This window comes from Kocuria rhizosphaericola (assembly GCF_044462205.1).
In the GTDB taxonomy this organism is placed as follows: domain Bacteria; phylum Actinomycetota; class Actinomycetes; order Actinomycetales; family Micrococcaceae; genus Kocuria; species Kocuria rhizosphaericola.
Genome location: NZ_JBISWK010000091.1, coordinates 30,641 through 50,849 on the forward strand (window position 1 = coordinate 30,641; position 20,209 = coordinate 50,849).

18 protein-coding genes and 1 riboswitch are annotated in these 20,209 nt (G+C 74.2%); of the genes, 10 read left to right on the top strand and 8 right to left on the bottom strand.

Annotated features, from left to right (window positions below; genetic code table 11):
• The first annotated feature begins 127 nt into the window (after window positions 1–127).
• On the top strand, window positions 128–2,257 hold the full coding sequence (locus ACH9D2_RS09525; RefSeq protein WP_396362599.1) for a S8 family serine peptidase: 2,130 nt from the start codon (window positions 128–130) through the stop codon (window positions 2,255–2,257).
• Between the two features lie 46 nt (window positions 2,258–2,303).
• Here ACH9D2_RS09525 and ACH9D2_RS09530 read toward each other — a convergent pair whose 3' ends face one another.
• Genes ACH9D2_RS09530 through ACH9D2_RS09540 form a run of 3 tightly spaced genes read right to left on the bottom strand, consistent with a single transcriptional unit; the run spans window position 2,304 to window position 4,297 of the window.
• Window positions 2,304–2,852 carry a tryptophan-rich sensory protein gene (locus ACH9D2_RS09530; RefSeq protein WP_396362600.1) on the bottom strand — a complete coding sequence of 183 codons (549 nt, stop codon included), beginning with the start codon at window positions 2,850–2,852 and terminating at the stop codon, window positions 2,304–2,306.
• Between the two features lie 3 nt (window positions 2,853–2,855).
• Entirely contained in the window at window positions 2,856–3,497 is a 642-nt protein-coding gene (locus ACH9D2_RS09535) for a hypothetical protein (protein ID WP_396362601.1), read from the bottom strand.
• A complete protein-coding gene (locus tag ACH9D2_RS09540) occupies window positions 3,494–4,297 on the bottom strand; it encodes a glycosyltransferase family A protein (RefSeq protein WP_396362602.1) in 804 nt (267 codons plus the stop codon). The genes ACH9D2_RS09535 and ACH9D2_RS09540 overlap by 4 nt, the downstream gene beginning before the upstream one ends.
• 38 nt (window positions 4,298–4,335) lie before the next feature.
• Between ACH9D2_RS09540 and ACH9D2_RS09545 the strand changes: the two genes are divergently transcribed.
• The 5 genes from ACH9D2_RS09545 to ACH9D2_RS09565 are packed head-to-tail and all read left to right on the top strand — an operon-like array spanning window position 4,336 to window position 10,124.
• A complete protein-coding gene (locus tag ACH9D2_RS09545) occupies window positions 4,336–4,944 on the top strand; it encodes a MarR family winged helix-turn-helix transcriptional regulator (protein WP_396362603.1) in 609 nt (202 codons plus the stop codon).
• Between the two features lie 47 nt (window positions 4,945–4,991).
• Window positions 4,992–6,110, top strand: a complete 1,119-nt coding sequence (locus ACH9D2_RS09550; protein WP_396362604.1) for a polyprenyl synthetase family protein — start codon at window positions 4,992–4,994, stop codon at window positions 6,108–6,110.
• Complete coding sequence (gene crtI / locus ACH9D2_RS09555) at window positions 6,107–8,593, top strand: phytoene desaturase family protein (RefSeq protein ID WP_396362605.1); 2,487 nt, start codon at window positions 6,107–6,109, stop codon at window positions 8,591–8,593. The genes ACH9D2_RS09550 and crtI overlap by 4 nt, the downstream gene beginning before the upstream one ends.
• A complete protein-coding gene (locus ACH9D2_RS09560) occupies window positions 8,590–8,946 on the top strand; it encodes a lycopene cyclase domain-containing protein (RefSeq protein WP_396362607.1) in 357 nt (118 codons plus the stop codon). Before crtI ends, ACH9D2_RS09560 begins: the two co-directional genes overlap by 4 nt.
• The gene (locus ACH9D2_RS09565; RefSeq protein ID WP_396362608.1) at window positions 8,943–10,124 is read left to right on the top strand and encodes a prenyltransferase; all 1,182 of its coding nucleotides are present in this window, start codon (window positions 8,943–8,945) and stop codon (window positions 10,122–10,124) included. The genes ACH9D2_RS09560 and ACH9D2_RS09565 overlap by 4 nt, the downstream gene beginning before the upstream one ends.
• Here the strand turns inward: ACH9D2_RS09565 and ACH9D2_RS09570 are convergent.
• Together ACH9D2_RS09570 and ACH9D2_RS09575 are read right to left on the bottom strand one after the other, a co-directional pair.
• A complete protein-coding gene (locus ACH9D2_RS09570; protein WP_396362609.1) occupies window positions 10,114–11,631 on the bottom strand; it encodes an FAD-dependent oxidoreductase in 1,518 nt (505 codons plus the stop codon). The two genes, ACH9D2_RS09565 and ACH9D2_RS09570, sit on opposite strands and share 11 nt — an antisense overlap.
• Window positions 11,628–12,494 carry a UbiA family prenyltransferase gene (locus ACH9D2_RS09575; RefSeq protein WP_396362610.1) on the bottom strand — a complete coding sequence of 289 codons (867 nt, stop codon included), beginning with the start codon at window positions 12,492–12,494 and terminating at the stop codon, window positions 11,628–11,630. Before ACH9D2_RS09575 ends, ACH9D2_RS09570 begins: the two co-directional genes overlap by 4 nt.
• Window positions 12,495–12,667: 173 nt before the next feature.
• Between ACH9D2_RS09575 and ACH9D2_RS09580 the strand changes: the two genes are divergently transcribed.
• The 3 genes from ACH9D2_RS09580 to ACH9D2_RS09590 all read left to right on the top strand — a co-directional run bounded on the left by ACH9D2_RS09580 (window position 12,668) and on the right by ACH9D2_RS09590 (window position 15,559).
• Complete coding sequence (locus tag ACH9D2_RS09580) at window positions 12,668–13,861, top strand: nucleotide disphospho-sugar-binding domain-containing protein (protein ID WP_396362611.1); 1,194 nt, start codon at window positions 12,668–12,670, stop codon at window positions 13,859–13,861.
• Between the two features lie 192 nt (window positions 13,862–14,053).
• The gene (locus ACH9D2_RS09585) at window positions 14,054–14,215 is read left to right on the top strand and encodes a hypothetical protein (RefSeq protein WP_396362612.1); all 162 of its coding nucleotides are present in this window, start codon (window positions 14,054–14,056) and stop codon (window positions 14,213–14,215) included.
• Between the two features lie 90 nt (window positions 14,216–14,305).
• A complete protein-coding gene (locus ACH9D2_RS09590; protein WP_396362613.1) occupies window positions 14,306–15,559 on the top strand; it encodes an alpha-hydroxy-acid oxidizing protein in 1,254 nt (417 codons plus the stop codon).
• A 35-nt stretch (window positions 15,560–15,594) separates the two neighbouring features.
• On the opposite strand, the gene ACH9D2_RS09595 is transcribed toward ACH9D2_RS09590, so the two are convergent.
• The 3 genes from ACH9D2_RS09595 to ACH9D2_RS09605 are packed head-to-tail and all read right to left on the bottom strand — an operon-like array spanning window position 15,595 to window position 19,291.
• Entirely contained in the window at window positions 15,595–17,067 is a 1,473-nt protein-coding gene (locus ACH9D2_RS09595) for a 2-oxo acid dehydrogenase subunit E2 (protein ID WP_396362614.1), read from the bottom strand.
• A gap of 2 nt (window positions 17,068–17,069) precedes the next feature.
• Window positions 17,070–18,119, bottom strand: a complete 1,050-nt coding sequence (locus ACH9D2_RS09600) for a transketolase C-terminal domain-containing protein (RefSeq protein ID WP_396362615.1) — start codon at window positions 18,117–18,119, stop codon at window positions 17,070–17,072.
• Window positions 18,116–19,291: a thiamine pyrophosphate-dependent enzyme gene (locus ACH9D2_RS09605; protein ID WP_396362616.1), complete on the bottom strand. Its 1,176-nt coding sequence runs from the start codon at window positions 19,289–19,291 to the stop codon at window positions 18,116–18,118. The genes ACH9D2_RS09600 and ACH9D2_RS09605 overlap by 4 nt, the downstream gene beginning before the upstream one ends.
• Before the next feature lie 242 nt (window positions 19,292–19,533).
• On the opposite strand from ACH9D2_RS09605, the gene ACH9D2_RS09610 reads away from it, so the two are divergent.
• Window positions 19,534–19,986, top strand: a complete 453-nt coding sequence (locus ACH9D2_RS09610) for an Lrp/AsnC family transcriptional regulator (protein WP_396362617.1) — start codon at window positions 19,534–19,536, stop codon at window positions 19,984–19,986.
• A gap of 99 nt (window positions 19,987–20,085) precedes the next feature.
• Window positions 20,086–20,194, top strand: a riboswitch (SAM riboswitch).
• Window positions 20,195–20,209 lie beyond the last annotated feature (15 nt).

The following is a 20,209-nucleotide window of genomic DNA, read 5'->3' on the forward strand; positions in this document are numbered from 1 at the left end:
TATCTTCCCATTCGGTAACAAAAGCAACCGCTTCGTACGCTGAGCGCAGCGGCGCCGACTCCCGCACCCTGGTCGGTGCGCTGCAGATCCCCGCTGCGCGCTGCACCCCCCACCGGCTGGAGAATCCATGACGTCCTTCCACGCCCGCGGCCTGGCAGCCGCCCTGGTCCTGACCCTGATCGGCGCCACGGCTCCCGCGGCGGCCCAGCCCGCGGCCGGGACCACCGTGCCGGTCCCGGCCGCGCACGCGTCGGACGGGTCCGGGCGCGCCGGCGCCACCGACCGGGTGGTCGTGAAGTTCCGGGACGGCGCGGAGAGCGCCCCGCGGACCCGCGAGCGCGTCTACGCGGAGGCCGCGGAGCAGGTCGTGCCACGGGGCGCGGCGGCGGCGGGCGAGCACGAGGTGGCGGCGCCCCGGCTGGACGAGATCAGCGAGACCGTGGACTCGGCCAAGGTCGTGGCGGCGGACGGGCTCCTCGACGCGGAGGAGCTCGAGACCCTGACCGCCGCTCTCGAGGAGGACCCGGCCGTCGAGTACGCCGAGCCGGACCATCTCGCGAGCATCGCCGCGACGCCCGACGACCCCTACTACGCGACGTCGCAGTGGAACCTCCAGCCCACGGCGGCGGGCCTCGACCTGCCCAGCGCGTGGGACCGGGCGACCGGCGCCGGGCAGACCATCGCGGTCGTGGACACCGGGATCACGTCCCACCCGGACCTGGACGCCAACGTCCTGCCGGGCCACGACTTCGTCTCCCTGCACGCCGGCGGCGTGCAGCCGGGCCACTCCCGCGACGGCGACGGGTGGGACCCGGACCCCTGGGACGAGGGGGACTACGCGGGCCTGGACGAGTGCTGGTCCGGCTCCGCCGCCAGGAACTCCTCCTGGCACGGCACGCACACGGCCGGCACCGCGGCGGCGCGGGGCGACAACGGGACCGGCGTGGCCGGTGTCGCCTACGACGCGAAGATCCTGCCGGTGCGCGCCCTCGGGGCCTGCGGGGACGGGTACGTGTCCGACATCGCCGTGGCGATCGCCTGGGCCGCCGGTGACGACGTCGAGGGCGTCCCGGCGAACCCCCACCCGGCGACCGTGGTGAACCTCAGCCTGGGGTTCCTGTCCAGCACGTGCCCGGCCGTCCTGCAGGACGGCATCGACCGGGCCCTGTCCCGCGGGGCGAGCGTGGTCGTGGCGGCGGGCAACAACGACCGCGACGCCAGGATGGAGTCCCCGGCCAACTGCCGGGGAGTGATCACCGTGGCCTCCACCACCGCGTACGGCACCCGTGCCGGGTACTCCAACTGGGGTCGGGTCACGCTGGCCGCCCCGGGCGGGGACCCCGCCCGGCAGATCCTGTCCACCGCCAACACCGGCAGCGCCCGGCCCGGCAGCGGCTCCTACTCCTACAAGTACGGCACCTCGATGGCCAGCCCCACGGTCGCGGGGGTCGTCGCCCTCGTCCGCGAGACGGACCCGTCCCTGTCACCGGCCCAGGTCAAGGACGTCCTGGTCGCCACGGCCCGGCCCCTGCCCGGGCACTGCTCGGGCGGCTGCGGTGCGGGGCTCGTGCACCCGAGGGCCGCCGTCGCCCGGGCCACGCTCCAGGAGGGCTACACCGCGCAGGGCGCCATCGGGTGGCTCCACGCCCGGATCGGCTCGTCCACCGGGGGCCCGCGTTCGCACGAACGGTGCGGCCTCGCGCAGGACGGCTGCTACCAGGAGTTCGAGCGCGGAGCCATCTACTGGAGCGCGGACTCGGGCGCCCGGTGGGTGCACGGTGGTGTGCGGAGCGCCTGGAACCGGGCCGGCGGCGTCAACGGCTTCCTCGGCTACCCGCGGTCCGGGGAGCGGAGCAACGGCGCCGGCGGTGTCCACCAGCTCTTCCAGCGGGGCACGGTCGTCTGGAGCGCCGGGACCGGTGCGGCCGCCGTGCGCGGGGCCATCGGCGGGCGCTGGGCGGCCCTGGGCGGCGAGACCGGTCTGCTGGGGTACCCGCTGGGCGGCGAGCGCGGCGGCCTGACCGGCGGCGGGGCGGACCAGGACTTCGAACGCGGAAGGATCCTGTGGTCACCGGCCACCGGCGCGCAGCCCGTGCACGGGGCGATCGGACGCGCCTACGCGGATCTCGGGGGCGAGCAGGGTCGCCTGGGTTACCCGGTGTCCCCGGAGCACCGCTCCGGGGACACGACCGTCCAGCGCTTCCAGGGCGGATCGATCGTCTACCGCCACGGCGGGATCACGATCTCCCACCGTTGACCGGGTCCGGTCCGGCCGGCGCCGACCGGACGCCCGGACGGCGGGCTCAGGCGTTGAGCCGGTGGATGCGGGCGCTCAGGACGGTGGCGAAGCCGCACCAGCCCACGTAGGGGAGCAGCGCGGCACCGTGGCGGGGTCGCGCCTGCGCCGCCCGGCGTGCGAGGTCGGCGGTGCTCGCGGTCAGTGCCGCGGCCGTGGCCGTGGCCAGGGCGGTGTCGTGCTTCGTGAAGAAGACCCAGCTCCACCCCGCGTTGAGGGCGAGGTTCAGCGCGAGCGCCCGGCGGTAGCCGAGCTCGTGCCGTGCCGCCTCGGACGGGGTGCGCCCCGGCCGCCGGATCGTCCGCACCCGCGGGCCGCGGCGGTGCAGGCCCGGGGCGGTCTGCCGCTGCAGCTCGGTGAGCACGGCGGCCGAGGTCACCGCGAGGTCCGTGTAGAGCGCGGTCCACACGACCGGGAACACGGCGGCCGGTGGCTGCAGCTCCGGCTTCCGCAGCTGCCGGTACCAGGGGCTGTCCACCCCGGCGGAGGCCGCGGTGCCGGCCGCGGCGGCGGCCCCCGTCTGCACGGTGGTCTTGAGCAGGTTCGTCCAGAACATGGGTCAGTCCTTCTTCTCGGTGGTGTCCGGTCTCCCGGAGGGGCGCGGATTCCCGGAGGTGCCCGCGTCGCCGGCGGTGCGCGGCACCCGGGCGGTGTCACGGCCCGTCAGGGTGCCGCCGGGCAGGACCGCTCCTTGCCGCGCCCAGGTGCCGACGATCCCGGCGACGAGCGCCCCGGCGTGCCCGGCGGCCAGGTCGCCCATGGTGTCCAGGTAGCCCACGTTCACCTGCGGGTCCACGAGGTAGTAGCCGGTGAACTCGAGGTACTCCCACACGAGGGCCAGTGCCGCGCCCAGGGAGGTGACCACGACCACGTGGGACACCGGGCCCCGGGGGGACAGCCGGGACCAGCGCTCCAGGGAGCGGAACGCGAGCTCGGCCAGCACCGCGGTGGCGGCGAAGTGGATGACGGCGTCCCAGTAGGCGTACTTCTCGTAGAGCAGGAACACGGAGCTCCAGGCCGCGAGCAGCAGCGTCAGGTCCGTGACGATCTCCAGGGCCGCGGGCAGCCGGGCCCGCCACGTGATGGTGATGGCCAGGCACACGAGCATCATGACGGAAGCCCCCACCACGTCGAAGAACAGGGCCGTGAGCAGCACGGAGAGGGGGCCGACCCACCGCACCGCCAGGGCCAGCCGGCTCATGGCAGGCCCCCGCGCAGCCGGTGCCCCAGGCGGGCCTGCCACCGCTCCCACGGGCGTTCGTCGGCCCAGTTGAGCCGGATCGTCCGGAAGGCGCGCCGCAGACGGCGGACGGCGGGCCGTCCGCCCCGCAGGGCCCGCGGGGACATCCCCACGGACAGGCCGGGCCGGAAGAGGATGCTGTGCCCGGGGGCCAGCCGGAAGCTGAGGTCGAGGTCGTCGTGCAGCTCCGGGTCGTGCCGGTGGACGCGGTCCCTCACCTCGAGCCACCAGGACCGGCGCATCGCCATGTTGGTGCCGAACAGCGGCGGGTGGGCCAGCGCGGCGGCCGTGGTGAGCACGTACAGGCCGATGTAGAGCGCGGACAGCAGCCGGTCGAGGCCGGGCGGAAGGCCGCGGAAGCAGCCCGGACCGGCCACGGCGACCACGCCCGGTCGGGAGCCGAGGGCGGCGAGCAGCCGGGCGATCCAGTCCGGGCCGGGGACGCTGTCCGCGTCGCAGCGCACCACCACGTCACCCCGGGCGGCGTCGTAGCCGGTGGCGGCGGCGGGCGGGATGCCGCGCACGGGCTCGAACACCACGCGGGCCCCGGCGGCGCGGGCGACGTCGGCGGTGCCGTCGCTCGAGGCGTTGTCCACCACCACGATCTCGTCCGGCGGCCGGGTCTGCGCCGCCAGCAGCCGCAGGCACCGGGCGAGGTGCACGGCGTCGTCCCGGGCCGGCACGACCACGGACACCGCCGGGCCGCCGGGTGCCTCCGGCGGGGGGAGGTCCGCTCCGGCGTGGTCTCTGCTGTCGGTCATGCGCCCATTCTCCCGTGCTCGCGCCCTAGAATCAGGACATGCAGTCCGACGAGGGCACGATCAGCACGTCCGGCGCCACGGCGCCGGACGTGATCCCTGGCGGCAGCCCGCACCAGGGGCGGCGGGGGTTCGACGTGCTCTTCCTGCTGCAGCACTTCAGCACCGAGGCCGAGCGCTACGCGGACCAGGTCCGGCGCCGCTTCGGTCTGGCGCACAAGGACGTCCACGCCCTCAACGAGGTCATGCAGGCCAACCGCGCGGGCCGGCCGGTCCGTGCCGGGGACATCGCCCAGCGGCTCGTGCTGAGCGGCTCGGCCACCACGACGGTCATCAAGCGCCTGGTCGCCGCGGGCCATCTGGTGCGCGCGGTCGATCCCCGTGATCGGCGGGAGATCAGCCTGCAGGCCACCGACCAGGCCTACCGCTCCGGCCGCCAGATGTTCGCGGCCATGGCCGAGGAGGTCCTGGCGGTGCTCGACGACTGCACCGACGAGGAGATCGAGGTCCTGCGGCGGCGCCTGCCCCAGCTCACCGACGCGGTCCGCCGAGCCGGACGCCGGGCGGGGGAGGGCACGGCCGCGGACGGGGCGGCCGAGCGGGACGGGACCTCGCCGGCAGAGCCCAGGGCGGCTCCGCGCACGGCGTGACGCCGATGATTGATTCGATTTTCGAAGGACTGTGGTGGAATGGGGGAATGGTGACGGTCTTCTCGCGCGAATCGGCCTTCTCGAACGCCCGACCGGGCACCGGGACACGCACCGGGCACGGTGGCGGCAGGGAGCCTGCCCCGGTTCCCGTCCTGGAGGAGTTCCTGGCCGAGGCCACCGGCCGCGCGGAGGCCGTGGACCCCGGGTTCGCCCGGCTGTGGGGCGAGGTCGCCCGGCTCAGCGCCGGCGGCAAGCGGATCCGCCCGCGCCTGGTCCGTCTCGCGGCCGGCGCCTATCCCGAGCCCGAGCCGGAGCCCGTGGTCGAGGCCGTCGGCGCGGCGTTCGAGCTGCTGCACACCGCCCTCATCGTCCACGACGACGTCATCGACCAGGACGAGCAGCGCCGGCACCAGCCCACGATCAACGCCGCCGCCGCCACCCGCGCCTTCGCGTCCGGCTCGGGGCTGGACCAGGCGCGCCAGTACGGCGCGAGTGTGGGCGTCATCGCCGGGGACCTCGCCCTGGCCGGCGCCTACCGGCTCGTGTCCCGCTCCGGGCTCTCGTCCGAGCGGCTTCCCCGCCTCCTCGACCTGCTCGACGCGGCCCTGTTCTCCTCGGCCGCGGGCGAGCTGCTCGACGTCGACCACGCACTGCCCGGTGCCCGTCCCGGCCGCGAGCAGGTCCTCGCGGCCACGTGCCTGAAGACTGCGGTCTACTCCTTCGAGACCCCCCTGCAGGCCGGCGGAGTGCTCGGCGGGGCCCCCGACGCGGACGTGGAGGTGCTCGGGCGCCTGGGCCGGACCGTGGGCACCGCGTACCAGCTCGTGGACGACCTGCTCGGCGTCTTCGGGGATCCGGAGACCACGGGCAAGTCCGTGGTCAGCGACCTGCGGGAGGGCAAGCAGACCATGCTCGTCGCCGCGGCCCTGTGCACGCCCGCCGGCGAGGAGCTCGAGGCGATCCTCGGCCGCCACGAGATCACCGGGGAGCAGGCCCTGCGGGCCCGCGACCTGCTCGAGCGGTGCGGGGCACGGCGGGAGGTCGAGGACATGGTCGCCGAGTGCGCGGACGAGGCCCGGGCGCTGCTCGACGCCGCGGGGCTGCCCACGGCCCTCGAGCAGGACCTGCGCCGCATCGTCGCCGGGGCCACGGAGCGCATCCGGTGAGCGCCGCCCAGCACACCGGGTCACCGGCCGAGGCCGCCGCCCGGTACGACGACACCGCCCAGCAGGCCGCCGCGACCGTCATCCGCCGCTACTCCACGTCCTTCGGCCTCGCCTGCCGGCTGCTGGGCCCGGAGATCCGCCCGCACGTCTACGCCGTCTACGCCCTGGTCCGGATCGCCGACGAGATCGTGGACGGCGCCAGCGCCGGCGCCGGCGTCCCGCCCCGGGGGTCGCGGGAGCTGCTGGACGCCCTCGAGGAGGAGACGTACGGTGCGATCGAGCGCGGCTTCAGCAGCAACCTCGTGGTGCACGCCTTCGCCCGCACGGCCCGCCGGGCGGGCATCGGCCCCGACCTCGTGCGCCCCTTCTTCGCGTCGATGCGCGCCGACCTCAGCGAGGACCGGCACAGCGCCGACTCCCTCGACGAGTACGTGTACGGCTCGGCCGAGGTCGTGGGGCTGATGTGCCTGCAGGTGTTCCTGGCCGGCCGTCCCGTGCCCGAGCAGCGCCGGGCCCAGCTCGTGGCGGGGGCCCGCCGGCTCGGCGCGGCGTTCCAGAAGGTCAACTTCCTGCGCGACCTGGCCGAGGACTACGGGCAGCTCGGCCGCGTCTACTTCCCCGGCGTGGAGCCCGGGGAGTTCTCCGAGACCGAGAAGAACCGCCTCCTCGACGACATCGACGCCGACCTCGCGGCCGCCCGCGCGGTCGTCGACGACCTCCCCGGGTCCTCCCGCGCCGCCGTCCTCGCCGCCCACGACCTGTTCCGGGAGCTGTCCGTGCGGATCCGTGCCACCCCTGCCCGGGAGCTGCTGAGCTCCCGCATCCGCGTGCCGAACCCCCGCAAGGCCGGGCTCGCCGCGGCCGCCGTGGTCAAGGCGCGCACCCGCCGTCGCGCCCCCGCACCTCGGGGACGCCGCGCCGTGGTGGTCGGGGCGGGGATCGCCGGGCTCGCCGCGGCGGGCCTGCTTGCCAAGGACGGCTGGGACGTGACCGTCCTGGAGCGCGGGACGACGACGGGCGGGCGCGCCGGGCTGCTCGAGCGGGACGGCTTCCGCTTCGACACCGGGCCCTCCTGGTACCTCATGCCGGAGGTCTTCGACCACTTCTTCCGGCTCATGGGCTCCAGCGCCGCGAAGGAGCTCGAGCTCGTCCGCCTGGACCCCGCGTACCGGGTCTGGGGCGAGCGCTACGACCGGCCGATCGACATCCGCTCGGACCTCGAGGACACCGTGGCGCTCTTCGAGTCGGTGGAGCCCGGGTCGGGCGGGCGGATCCGTGCCTACCTGGCCTCGGCGAAGCGGACGTACGAGCTGGCCGTCGACCACTTCCTGTACACCTCCTACGCCTCGTTCACGCCGCTGCTCACCCGGCCGGTGGTGCGGGGACTGCCGGCGCTCGCCCGGCACCTCACCGGGTCCCTGCACGACTTCGCCGCCGCGACCGTGCAGGACACGCGGCTGCGGCAGGTGCTCGGCTACCCGGCCGTCTTCCTGGCCAGCGCGCCCCGGATGACGCCGTCGCTGTACCACCTCATGAGCCACATGGACCTCACGGACTCCGTCCAGTACCCGCAGGGCGGGTTCCGCCGGGTCGTCGAGGCCGTCGAACGGCTCGCGCTCGCCCACGGGGCACGGATCCGGACGGGGGCGGACGTGGTGCGGATCAGCACCGCCCCGGCCGCGGACGGCCCGGTCCGGGCCACGGGCGTCGTGTGGCGGGACGCGGACGGGGCGGAGCACGAGCTCGCGGCGGACGTCGTGGTCTCGGCCGCGGACCTGCACCACACCGAGACCGCGCTGCTCCCGCGCGAGCTGCAGAGCTATCCGCAGCGGTACTGGGACCGGCGCCAGACCGGCCCCGGGGCGGTGCTCGTGATGCTCGGGGTGCGCGGGGAGCTGCCCGGGCTGGCGCACCACAGCCTGTTCTTCAGCGAGGACTGGGACACGAACTTCCGGGCGATCTTCGAGGAGCCCACGAGCGTCCCGGACCCCGCGTCCGTCTACGTCTGCAAGCCCTCGGCGACCGATCCCGGCGTGGCCCCGGACGGGCACGAGAACCTCTTCGTGCTGATCCCGGTCCCCGCCGACCCCGCCCTCGGCGCGGGCGGACCGGACGGCACCGGCTCCTCGCAGGTCGAGGCCGTCGCGGACCGGGTGATCGACCAGGTCGCGGCGTGGGCCGGCGTGCCGGACCTGCGGGAGCGCATCGTGGTGCGCCACACCGTGGGCCCCGAGGACTTCCGGCGGGACTTCAACTCCTGGCGGGGCAACGTGCTGGGTCCCGCCCACGTGCTCAAGCAGTCCGCGTTCTTCCGGGGCGCCAACCGCAGCCGGAAGGTCGCGGGCCTGCACTACTGCGGGGCCTCGACCCTCCCCGGCATCGGCCTGCCGATGTGCCTGATCAGTGCGGAGATCCTGCTCAAGGACCTGCGCGGGGACACCTCCACCGGACCGCTGGCAGAACCCCTGGTGCCGCGCGGATGAGCTTCGTGTACCTCGGTCTCCTGCTGCTCAGCCTGGCGGGGATGGTGCTCCTCGACGTGCGGCAGAGGCTGTTCTTCGCCCAGGACCCCCGCCGCGCGGCGATCGTGCTGCTCGCGGGCCTGGTGTTCTTCCTCGCCTGGGACGTCGCCGGGATCAGCCTCGGGATCTTCCTGCACAGCCGCAGCGACTGGGCGACCGGCTGGATGGTCGCCCCGCAGATCCCCGTCGAGGAGGTCGTGTTCCTCGTGTTCCTCTGCTACCTGACCATGAACCTGGTCCGGCTGACGGAGAAGGTGCTGGCCCGCCGCTCCGCTGCGGCGGAGCCGGCCCGCGGGGAGGCGGACGCCCCGTGACCTACGCCCTCGTGATCCCCGTCTTCCTCGCGCTCGCCCTGACCCCGGCCACCCTCCTGGTCCGCAGCCCCTCCCCGGCGCCTCCCCGGCGCAGGGCCCTGGCCGTGCTCGGCATCTCCTTCGCGGTGCTCGCCGTCCTGACGGTCGTGTTCGACAACCTCATGATCGCGGCAGGGTTCTTCGACTACGGGGCCGGGCACATCACCGAGCTCCGGATCGGTCTCGTGCCGGTCGAGGACTTCGCGTACCCACTCGCCGCGCTGCTGCTGCTGCCCTCGCTGTGGTGGGGGCTGGCCGAGCGCGGACGGCTCGCCGCCACCGTGCGCACCCTCGTGGCCACCTCCCGGCCCGTCTCCTGGGTCAACACCGCCTACCCCTTCGCGGCGGCCTACGTCATGACGACCGGCCGGGTGGACCTGCCCCTCGTGGTGGGGACGCTGTTCTTCCTCTTCCCGTACAACCTCCTGATGTACGGGATCAACGACGTCTTCGACTACGAGTCCGACCTCCTCAACCCCCGCAAGGGCGGGGTCGAGGGCGCGCTCGTGGACCGGTCCGAGCACCGGATGATCCTCGTGGGCTCGGTGCTGGTCGCCCTGCCCTTCCTCGCGTACCTGTTCCTGGCCGGCGGCGCCGCCGCGGCGTGGGTGCTGGTGATCAGTCTCTTCGCGGTGGCGGCCTACAGTCTCAAGGGGCTGCGCTTCAAGGAGGTCCCGTTCCTGGACTCGGCCACCTCCGCCACCCACTTCGTGTCCCCGGCCGTCCACGGCCTCGTGCTCGCCGGGGCGGACTGGTCGCCGGGGCTCGTGGCCCTGTGCGCCGGGTTCTTCCTGTGGTCGATGGCCTCGCAGGCGTTCGGGGCCGTGCAGGACGTCCAGGCGGACCGGGAGGGCGGGCTGCGCTCGATCGCCACGGTCCTGGGCGCGCGCTCCACGGTGTGGGCCGCAGCGGCGTTCTACCTCGTGGCCGGGGTGCTCCTGCTGCTCACCCCCTGGCCCGGGCCGGTGGCGTCCTTCCTGGTGCTGCCCTACCTCGCGAACCTCGTGCCGTTCCTGACCATCACGGACGCCGGCTGCGAACGCGCCAACCAGGGCTGGCGGCGGTTCCTGTCCCTCAACTACGTCACCGGGTTCCTCGTGACGCTGCTGCTGCTCTGGGCGTGGGAGCTCACCCACTGACCGGTTCCTGCCGCCTCGACCGGGGGGCGCGGACGCGCCCGGCGGCCCGGCCCCGGTGGAGGCGCTGCAGCAGCTTGTCGGTCGAGACCATGGCCCCGCCCAGCACCGCCGGGAGTCCGCCGCCCGGGTGGACGGAGGCCCCCACCCGCCACAGCCACGGCCGCAGGGGACTCGTGTGGGCCGGGGTGTGCAACGGGCCGCTGCGCCAGGTCGGGCGCACCGCGCCGTACAGCGCGCCGCCCTCCGAACCGTGCTCGGCGAAATGCGCAGGATCCAGGATCTCCGTGCTCCGAAAGCGATCCGCCAGCGGTCCGGGCAGCCCGAGCACCCGCGCCGAGCGCTCGAGCTCCCGCACGACGAACGGGTCCTCCAGGGTGTACGACTTCCCGTTGGCCGGTGCGGTCAGCAGCAGGGCGAACGTCGCCGCGCTGTTGGGGTAGACCCCGTGCGCCGGATAGTAGTTCGCGAAGGCCATGGTCTGCTCGGGCTCGGCCCCGGCCTCCAGGTCGGCGTAGAGATCGGCCGGGCGGTCGGGCAGGACGACGCCGTGCCGGGGCGTCCCCCCGGGCAGCTCGGCGTCGAGCACCGCGTAGATCCCGATCGCCGAGCAGCTGAGCCTGCGCGGGGACCGGGGAGCGCGACCGGCGAGCAGCCCGTCCAGCTGGTGGGCGTCGAGCCCGCTGACGACGGCGTCGGCCGGATACGTGCCCCGGGCCGTGCGGACGAGGCTGCGTGCGACGGAGATCACCGGTTCCCCGGTGCGGATCTCCACCCCGGAGCCCACCACCAGGCGCTGCAGGGCCTCGACGAGCTCGTAGACCCCGCCCCGGGGGACCCAGACCCCGTCGCGAGCCATGACGGCCGGCATGCTCGCGTACAGGGCCGGGGTCCGCGCGGGGCCGACGCCGGCGTTGAGGGTGTGGATGGCGATGACCTCGCGCAGGCCCTCCGGCATCCAGGTGAGGCTGTCGAGGTAGCTGCGGGTCGTGAGCCTCCGCCCGTACAGCCTCCCCAGCCGGCCCAGCGCGGGATGGGCCGCCCGGTCCAGCACGTCCGTGGTCAGCAACCGCGTGATGTCCGGGCCGAGCACCCCGTGATCGGCCTCGAAGCGGGCCCATGCCGCGTGCCAGGGATGCCCGGGCGGAACGGGCAGCTCGCACCGGGTGCCACGGTAGTAGTAGGTGCCGACCTCCTCGAGGCGCTCCAGCTCGAGCGCAGCGGTCTCCCCGGCCCCCGGAGCGGGCGTCTCCAGGGCGGACGCCTGCGGGCGCGCGGTGCCGGCCGCCCGCAGGCGGTCCAGGCGGCGGAGGAGCTCCTCCCACACGCCCGGGAACGTGAACAGGGACGGCCCGGTGTCCATGCGCTGGCCCGCGGCCTCGATGCGGCGGCTCTTGCCGCCGAGCTGGTCGGCGGCCTCGAGCAGGATGACGTGGTGACCGGCGTGGCCGAGCAGGGCGGCCGACGTCAGCCCGCCGATGCCACCGCCGATGACGACGACGCGGCTCACGGGTACAGCCCCAGGTACAGCGCCACCGTGAGCTGCACGCCGGCCACGGCGCCGGCGACATAGGGGAAGGCGATGGAATGCCTGTACAGCCGGTGCCCCGTCCCGGGTCTCGGGTCCCGCAGGAGGGACACCACGAGCCACCCGGCGATGAGGGCGTTGACCGCGGCCACGGGGATGCTGACCAGCGCGAAGCACAGCGTGGACACGGCCCACCAGGCACCGCTCCACAGGCCCGCCCCGCGCGGGCCCAGCCGGACGGCCGTCGTCGTGATGGCCACTGCCCGGTCCTCCTCGATGTCCTGGACGGCGTCGAACGCGTGCTTGGCGACGCTCCAGGCCATCAGGCCCAGCGCGGCGGGCCACACGGGGGTGTCCCCGAGCGCGTGGGGGACGAAGACCAGGGGGAGCGCGTAGGCGGCGTTGCTCAGCGAGTCGAGATAGGGCCGGCCCTTGAAGCGCAGGGGCGGGGCCGAGTAGAACACGAAGACCAGGACGTACAGCGCGATCCAGGCCAGCGCGGCCGGGGACAGCACGACGGCGAACCAGACGAGGAACGGCACGTTGGTGACGAGCACCGCGGTCCAGATCGTGCGCACCTCGGAGGACTCGATCAGCGCCCCCTCGAGCGAGCCCTTGCGCGGGTTGAGGGCGTCGGTGTCCTGGTCGAAGACGTCGTTGACGCCGTAGATCAGCAGGTTCAACGGGAGGGTGAGCCACAGCAGGAGCGGCAGCGCCTCCCACTGCCAGAGCGCCCCGGCGAGCCACATGCCCACCATGCCGGGACCCAGAGTGTTGACCCAGAGCACCGGCCGGGCGATGTGGACGATCCGCGGCACCGCGGGGACGGATCCTGCCTGGGTCACGGCGGCGGCTCTCCTCGGACGACGGGTGACCGGGGGCCCCCCGGTGCGCCCCACACTACGTGGCTTCCGGCGCCGGCGGGACGGAGGGCGCCGGCGGATCCGGTGCGGCGCAGGTGCGGCCGGACGGTCCACTCGTGCTCCGTCCGGCCGCGGGGCAGACTGTGGGGGTGCGCATGATGCTGCTGACCTCCGGAACCCGCGGCGACGTGGAGCCGTTCGCGGCCCTGGCGCGGTACGCCACCGCACAGGGACATCGCGTCCGGCTGGGGGTGCCGGAGAACTCCGGGGTGGACCTCTCCGGGCTCGACACCGTGAGCCTGGACGTGGACTTCCACCGGCTGATGCGGACCCACGGGCTCTCGCCGTGGACGGCGGTGCGCCACTTCCGCTCCGAGGTGGGCCCGGGGATGCGGAGGATGTTCTCCGCGGCGGTGCGGGAGACCCTCGCGTTCGACCCCGACCTGGTCCTGCACCACCCGCTGATCCTCACGGCACCGGCCGTGGCGGACGCCCTCGGCGTCCCTCGCGCGCTGGCCGAGTTCGTGCCCGTGGCGACGCCCACGCGGGAGTTCTCCGCCCCGGGCGGCCCCACGGTCGCCACGGACCTCGGCCGCTTCAACCGGACGACCTACGCGGTGCCCCGGAGCGGTGCACGGCTGTTCCGCCGGGACGTCGAGCGGGCGTGCCGGCAGCTGCCCGGCGGGCGGGCGCCCGCACCCGCATCGGCGTCCCGCGCCACCCTGATGGGGATCAGCCCGCAGCTGCTGCCCAGACCTGCCGACTGGCCGGCCAGGGTGCACCTGACCGGTTCCTGGCACGACGGCGCGGACGTTCCCGCACCGGACCCCGCGGTGACCGAGTTCGTCCGGGGCGGGCCGTGCCTGGTGGCGACCTTCGGCTCCATGTCGGCCGGCGACCCGTCCGCGCTCGGGAGGACCCTCGTGGACAGCGCGCGTGCCCACGGCCTGCGGACCCTCCTGATCACGGGCTGGGGCGGGTTGGCGCTGCCGGAGGGCAGCCGCGGCGACGACGTGCTCGTCGTGCCGGCCGCACCGCTGGACGCCGTGCTCCCGGACGCCGCCCTGGCGGTTCACCACGGCGGGGCCGGGACCGTGCACACCGTGGCCCGCGCGGGTGTTCCGTCCGTGGTGGTGCCCTTCCTCGTCGACCAGCCCTTCTGGGGCCGGCAGCTGCACCGGCTCGGCGTCGCCGCGCCTCCGATCCCGCGCCGGTTGCTGACGGCGGAGACCCTGGTCCCTGCGGTGGGCGACGCCCTCGCCCGCCGGGAGCGGGCGCAGCGGGTGGGACGCGCGGTGCGGGAGGAGCAGGGGCTGCGGACCGCCCTCGACGTCCTCGGCACGCTCTGAGCCCGGCACCGGTCGCCGCGTCCTCCCGGCCGTGACGGCGGGCCCCGCACCGGCGCGCGCCCGCGGCCGACACATCGGCTCCACTGACGAATGGGCATCGGGAATCATCGCTGTTCCGCACGGGTGGTGACCTCGATACTGGAACGACCGGGCGACGCCCCGCCCGGCAGCACCCCTTCAGGAGGACAAACCATGACCGTCGACCTGCTTCCGCCCCGCCCCGCCCAGGCCGCTGCGCTCCCGGACGAGGCCACGGACGTCGCGACGCCGTCCCGGAGTCTCCGGGACGCACAGCACGGGTGGGACGACGTCGAGCAGAACTGCCCGTACTGCGCGGGGCCCGAGACCGACTGACCGGCGCACGATCTCCGGGGCGCGGGAGCCCGGCGGCAGGACCTCCGTCGTAGTGTGGTCGGGAGCACCCCGACCGTCAGGAGGTCCGTCATGGAGCGGCGTCTGCCCCAGTGGTCCGAGCTGCGCCCGCTCATGCAGTTCGAGACCCCCGCCCTCGACCGCCGCGCGGCCCGGCTGGCCAAGGCCGCGGACCTCTGGGACCTGCGGCGGATCGCCCGCCGCCGCACCCCGCGCCCGGCCTTCGACTACACGGACGGCGCCGCCCAGCGCGAGCTGACCCGCCGGCGCTCGCGGGAGGCGTTCGACGCGGTCGAGCTGCTGCCCCGGATCCTGCACGGCATCGCCGCCCCGAACCTGTCCACGCCGATCGCCGGGACCCGGTCCGCGCTGCCGTTCGGCATCGCCCCGACCGGCTTCACCCGCTTCATGCACTCGGAGGGCGAGATCGGGGGAGTCCGCGCCGCGGAGAAGGCCGGCATCCCCTTCACGCTGTCCACCATGGGCACCCGGTCGCTGGAGGAGGTCGCCGCGGCCGGTCCGGACGCCACCCGCTGGTTCCAGCTGTACCTGTGGAAGGACAGGGCACGGTCCCGGGACCTCCTCGAACGGGCCGCGGCCAACGGCTACGGCACCCTGCTCGTCACCGTGGACACCCCGGTGGCGGGGCAGCGGCTGCGGGACGTGCGCAACGGCATGGTCATCCCGCCCAAGCTCACGCTGCGGACGGTGGTCGACGCCTCCTACCGGCCCGAGTGGTGGTTCAACTTCCTGACCACGGACTCCCTGAAATTCGCGTCCCTCTCGAGCACGAGCGCAGACCTGCCCACCATCACGAACTCGATGTTCGACCCGACCCTGTCCTACCAGGACCTCGAGTGGATCCGCTCCGTGTGGCCGGGCAAGCTCTTCGTGAAGGGCGTGCTGACCCGCGACGACGCCCGGCAGTCCCGGGCCGCCGGGGCCGACGGGCTCGTGGTCTCCAACCACGGCGGCCGCCAGCTGGACCGCGCCCCCGCCTCGCTGCACGCCCTGCCCGAGGTGCGGGACGAGGTGGGCGAGGGCGTCGAACTGATCCTGGACTCCGGGGTCATGAGCGGCGCCGACGTCCTCACCGCCCTGTGCACCGGTGCGGACTTCGTGCTCATCGGCCGGGCCTACCTCTACGGGCTGATGGCCGGCGGGCAGCAGGGCGTGGAGCGGGCCATCGAGTTGCTGGCCGAGGAGGTGCGGATCAGCATGCAGCTGATGGGCGCCGAGACGGTCGCCGACCTGGGCCCGCACCTGCTCGGCACCCGCCGGCACCCCGACCTCTCCCGGAGGGGCGCGCCCAGAGACCAGCGCTGAGCACGACCCCTCGCGGGCGCGGGAGCCGCCGGCTGCTAGAGGTCCGCGAGCACCGACACCGGGTTCTCCACGGCGTCGGCCACCATGCGCAGGAAGCCGCCGGCGGCCCCGCCGTCGCACACCCGGTGGTCGAAGGCGAGGGAGAGCTGGGTGACCTTGCGGACGGCCAGCTGCCCGTCGACCACCCACGGGCGGTCGATGATCCGCCCGATCCCGAGGATCGCGACCTCCGGGTGGTTGATGATCGCCGCGGCCCCGTCCGTGCCGAACACCCCGTAGTTGTTGAGGGTGAACGTGGAGCCGGACAGCTCGGCGGGGCCGGCCTTGCCGGAGCGCGCGAGCTCGGTGAGCCGCCGGAGCTCGGAGTCGAGCCCGCGGGCGCTCAGCGTGTGCGCGTCGCGGATGTTCGGCACCACGAGGCCGCGGTCGGTCTGCGCCGCGAAGCCCAGGTTCACGCCGTCGAAGCGCACGATCTGTTGGCTGCCGTCCTCGAGGGTCTCGATCCGGGTGGCGAGCTCGGGGTGGCGGGCCAGGCCGGCGAGCACGAACCGCGCGATCAGGGCCATGAGCCCCGGGGCCCGCTCGGGGTCCTTCGCCTTGAGCTCGGCGCGCAGCTCCACCAGTTTCGTGGCGTCCACGTCCACCCAGACGGTGGCCTCGGGGATCTCGCTGCGGGAGCGGGTCATGGCCTGCCCGATGGCCTTGCGGATCCCGGCGACCGGGAGCCGCTCGGCCACCCTCAGCCCCGTGCGGGCGTCCACGGCGGACGGCGCCACGGCGGACGGTTCGGGGGCGGGGGACGACGACGGGGCGGCGGCCTCCTGCGGGACCGGTGCCGGCTGCGCAGGGGCGTCCGCCGCGGCGACGACGTCGCGGCGCAGGATGAGCCCGCCGGGGCCCGAGCCGCGCACGGTGGAGATGTCGATCCCACGGTCCTTGGCGAGCTTGCGCACGATCGGCGAGACGACCGTGGGCGCCAGGCGCGGGGCGGAGGCCATCGCGTCGTGGGCGGCGTCCGTGGCCGCGGCCTGCGCCGCCGCCTGCGCGGAACCCTGCTCGTCCGCGGAACCGGCCCGCTTCGGCCGGCGCCGGCGCCCGGCCGTGCCGCCGGCCGGTGTGCCGTAGCCGATGAGCACGCTGCCCGATCCGGCGTCGTCGTCGGAGGCCCCCGCTGCCGCCGCGGGGTCGGCCCCGGCGCGCTCCTCCTCCCGGTAGGAGAGCCCGCCCTTGGGGCCGCCGCCCTGCGGGGCGGGGGTCCCGTCCCGGTCCCCGGTGTCGACGGAGATCAGCGGCGCCCCCACGTCGAGGGTCTGCCCGGAGGTGCCGTGCAGCTGGTGCACGGTCCCCGCGAAGGGGCACGGCACCTCCACGGCGGACTTGGCGGTCTCCACCTCGGCGATCGGCTGGTCCACGGCGACGGTGTCGCCCACCTGGACGAGCCAGCTCACGAGCTCGGCCTCGGTCAGTCCCTCGCCGAGATCCGGCAGGGTGAACGTCTTCACGGTCATGGTCAGTCCTCCCACTGCAGGTCGTCCACGGCGTCGAGGATGCGGTCGACGCTCGGCAGGTAGTGCTCCTCGAGCTTGGGCGCCGGGTACGGGATGTCGAACCCGGTCACGCGGCGCACGGGCGCGGCCAGGGAGTGGAAGCAGCGCTCCTGGACACGGGCGACGATCTCGGCCGCCACGGACGCGAAGCCCGGGGCCTCGGCCACGACCACCACGCGCCCGGTCCTGCGCACCGACGCGGCGACCGTCTCGTCGTCGAACGGGACGATGCTGCGCAGGTCCACGACCTCGAGCGAGCGCCCCTCGGCGGCGGCGGTGGCCGCGGCCGCCAGGGCGGTCGGCACGGACGGCCCGTAGGCCAGCAGCGTGGCGTCCTCGCCGGCGCGGGCGACCACGGCGCGGCCTTCCCGGCGCTCGGGCGCCTCGTTCTCGTAGCGGTCCTTCAGCTCGGCCAGGTCCACGGGTGCCTTGGACCAGTACAGCTTCTTGGGCTCGAGGAACACGACGGGGTCGTCGGAGTCGATCGCCTCCCGCAGCATGAGGTAGGCGTCCTCGACGGTGGCGGGGGTGAAGACCTTCAGGCCCGGGGTGTGGGCGTAGTAGGCCTCGGAGGAGTCGCAGTGGTGCTCCACGCCGCCGATGCCGCCGGCGTACGGGATGCGGATGACGATCGGCAGGCGCACGGCGCCGCGGGTGCGGTTGTGCATCTTCGCGATGTGCGAGGCGACCTGCTCGAAGGCCGGGTAGGCGAAGGCGTCGAACTGCATCTCGATGACGGGGCGCATGCGGTTCATCGCCATGCCCACGGCCATGCCGGCGATCCCGGACTCCGCCAGCGGGGTGTCGAAGCAGCGGGTGCGGCCGAAGCGCTTCGCCAGCCCGTCGGTGATGCGGAAGACGCCGCCGAGGGTGCCGACGTCCTCGCCGAACACGACGACGGCGTCGTCGGCGGCCAGGGCGTCGGCCAGGGCGGTGTTGAGCGCCTGGGCGAAGGTGGCCGGCTTGACCGCCGGGGCCTCGCCGGACGGGGCGGGGGCGTGGAGGGTGCTCACTGTCCGGTCTCCTCTCGGGCGAGCTCGGCGGCCAGGAACTGCTCCTGCTCGGCGAGCTGCGGGGTCTGCTCGGTGTAGACGTGGCGGAACAGCTCGAGCGGGTCGATCTCCACGTCGGCGTTCATGCCGTCGCGCAGGGCCGCGGCGACGTCCTCGGCGGCCGCGGCGATGCGTTGCTCCGCAGCGTCGTCGAGCACGCCCTCCCCGGCGAGGTAGGAGCGCATCCGGGTCACCGGGTCCTTGGCGATCCACTCCTGGACCTCGGCGTCGTCCCGGTAGCGCGTGGCGTCGTCGGCGTTGGTGTGGGCCTGCATGCGGTAGGTGTGCGCCTCGAGGAGGAGGGGCTCGGACTCGGAGCGCGCCAGGTCCACGGCGCGGCGCAGGGTGGCGAGCAGCGCCACGAGGTCGTTGCCGTCCACGCGCTCGCCGGCCATGCCGTAGCCGACCGCCTTGTGGGCGAGGCTCGGGGCCGCGGACTGCTGGGACAGGGGCACGGAGATCGCGTAGCCGTTGTTCTGCACGAAGAACACGACCGGCAGCTTGAACACGGCCGCGAAGTTCAGGGCCTCGTGGAAGTCGCCCTCGCTCGTGGCGCCGTCGCCGCACATCGCCAGGACCACGGTGTCCTCGCCGCGCAGCTTCGCGGCGTGGGCCACGCCCACCGCGTGCAGCAGCTGGGTGGTCAGCGGCGTGGACTGGATGCCCACGCGGTGCTCGTACGGGTCGTAGCCGCCGTGCCACTCGCCGCGGAAGATCGCCATGACCTGCATGGGGTCCACGCCCTTGGTCATGACCGCCACGGTGTCCCGGTAGGTGGGGAACAGCCAGTCGTCCTGCTCCAGGCACAGGGCGGCCGCCACCTGGCACGCCTCCTGGCCGTGGCTGGACGGGTAGACCGCCATCCGGCCCTGGCGGACCAGCGCGGAGTTCTGGTCGTTGACCCGCCGCCCGACCACCAGCTTCTCGTAGGCGTCCAGCAGGACGTCGCTGGCGGGCAGCGGGTACTCGTGGCCGGGGCCGGTGCCCTGCTCCTCGGGGGCGAGCAGCCGCCCGCTCGGGTCGACCATGCGGATCTCGCCGCGGGCCGGGAGCATGTACTGCTCCGGCGTGATGCCGAAGCTCTGGGAGGCCCGGAGGATCGGGTCCTCGGGGGTCTCGGCGGTCTGGCTCATGGTGTCCCCTCGGTCGGTCCCCGGCCCGGACGCGGGCCCGGGAAGGCAGGAAGGCTGGTGCAGCTCTGTCTCCCCAGTATGCGATCCGGACATGGTTCGTACCCAGAGAGCCGGGAAAGTGCAGAAGACTGTGACACACAGTGCACAATATGTGGACGAAATGTTCTAGTGTGGCGTGGAGCACACGCATTCGTCCGACCCGTTCCGCACCCCGCGACCCACCCACCCCGAAGGAGCCCGCCGTGCCCTCGACCCCCGTGCAGCTGGACGAGACCGACCGGAAGATCCTCGCGGAGCTGTCCCGGGACGCGAGGCAGTCGGTGACCGCGATCGCCGCGGCCGTGCACGTCTCCCGGGCCCACGCCTACGCCCGCATCAACCGGCTCCGGGACGAAGGCGTGATCCTGCGCTTCAGCACTGTGATCGACCCCGTGCGGGCGGGGCTGCAGGCCTCCGCGTATGTGACGCTCAAGCTCCAGCAGAACACCTGGCGGGAGCTGTGCGCCCAGCTCCAGGCCATTCCGGCCGTGCACCACATCGCCCTGGTGGGCGGGAACTTCGACGTCATGCTGCTGATCCGGGCCGTGGACACGGTGCACCTGCGGCAGGTGATCTTCGAGCACATCCAGCAGCTGCCCGGCGTGGTGGACACGCAGACGTTCCTGGTCTTCGAGGACATCGACACACGGGCCTGACGCGGGTCCGGTGCGCACGGTCCGCGTCATGAACCGTCACGGTCGTCATCTTCCGTCGCGGGGAGACACCCACTACCTCTGCGCATAGTGTTGTTCCAGCTTCACGAGACGTGACCGCCAAGCTCCGACTGGGTCGCGCACCAACCCCATGCTCATTGGGTGGTTCGGATGAAGAAGCGGCCTGCATCCACTGCGGCACCCCCGGGTGACCGCGGCCGTCCGG

Bases quoted from the DNA above. Each gene is read 5' to 3' on its own strand.
- ACH9D2_RS09525 (WP_396362599.1), top strand. From the start codon at position 128: ATGACGTCCTTCCACGCCCGCGGCCTGGCAGCCGCCCTGGTCCTGACC.
- ACH9D2_RS09530 (WP_396362600.1), bottom strand. From the start codon at position 2,852: ATGTTCTGGACGAACCTGCTCAAGACCACCGTGCAGACGGGGGCCGCC.
- ACH9D2_RS09535 (WP_396362601.1), bottom strand. From the start codon at position 3,497: ATGAGCCGGCTGGCCCTGGCGGTGCGGTGGGTCGGCCCCCTCTCCGTG.
- ACH9D2_RS09540 (WP_396362602.1), bottom strand. From the start codon at position 4,297: ATGACCGACAGCAGAGACCACGCCGGAGCGGACCTCCCCCCGCCGGAG.
- ACH9D2_RS09545 (WP_396362603.1), top strand. From the start codon at position 4,336: ATGCAGTCCGACGAGGGCACGATCAGCACGTCCGGCGCCACGGCGCCG.
- ACH9D2_RS09550 (WP_396362604.1), top strand. From the start codon at position 4,992: ATGGTGACGGTCTTCTCGCGCGAATCGGCCTTCTCGAACGCCCGACCG.
- ACH9D2_RS09560 (WP_396362607.1), top strand. From the start codon at position 8,590: ATGAGCTTCGTGTACCTCGGTCTCCTGCTGCTCAGCCTGGCGGGGATG.
- ACH9D2_RS09580 (WP_396362611.1), top strand. From the start codon at position 12,668: ATGATGCTGCTGACCTCCGGAACCCGCGGCGACGTGGAGCCGTTCGCG.
- ACH9D2_RS09585 (WP_396362612.1), top strand. From the start codon at position 14,054: ATGACCGTCGACCTGCTTCCGCCCCGCCCCGCCCAGGCCGCTGCGCTC.
- ACH9D2_RS09590 (WP_396362613.1), top strand. From the start codon at position 14,306: ATGGAGCGGCGTCTGCCCCAGTGGTCCGAGCTGCGCCCGCTCATGCAG.
- ACH9D2_RS09595 (WP_396362614.1), bottom strand. From the start codon at position 17,067: ATGACCGTGAAGACGTTCACCCTGCCGGATCTCGGCGAGGGACTGACC.
- ACH9D2_RS09605 (WP_396362616.1), bottom strand. From the start codon at position 19,291: ATGAGCCAGACCGCCGAGACCCCCGAGGACCCGATCCTCCGGGCCTCC.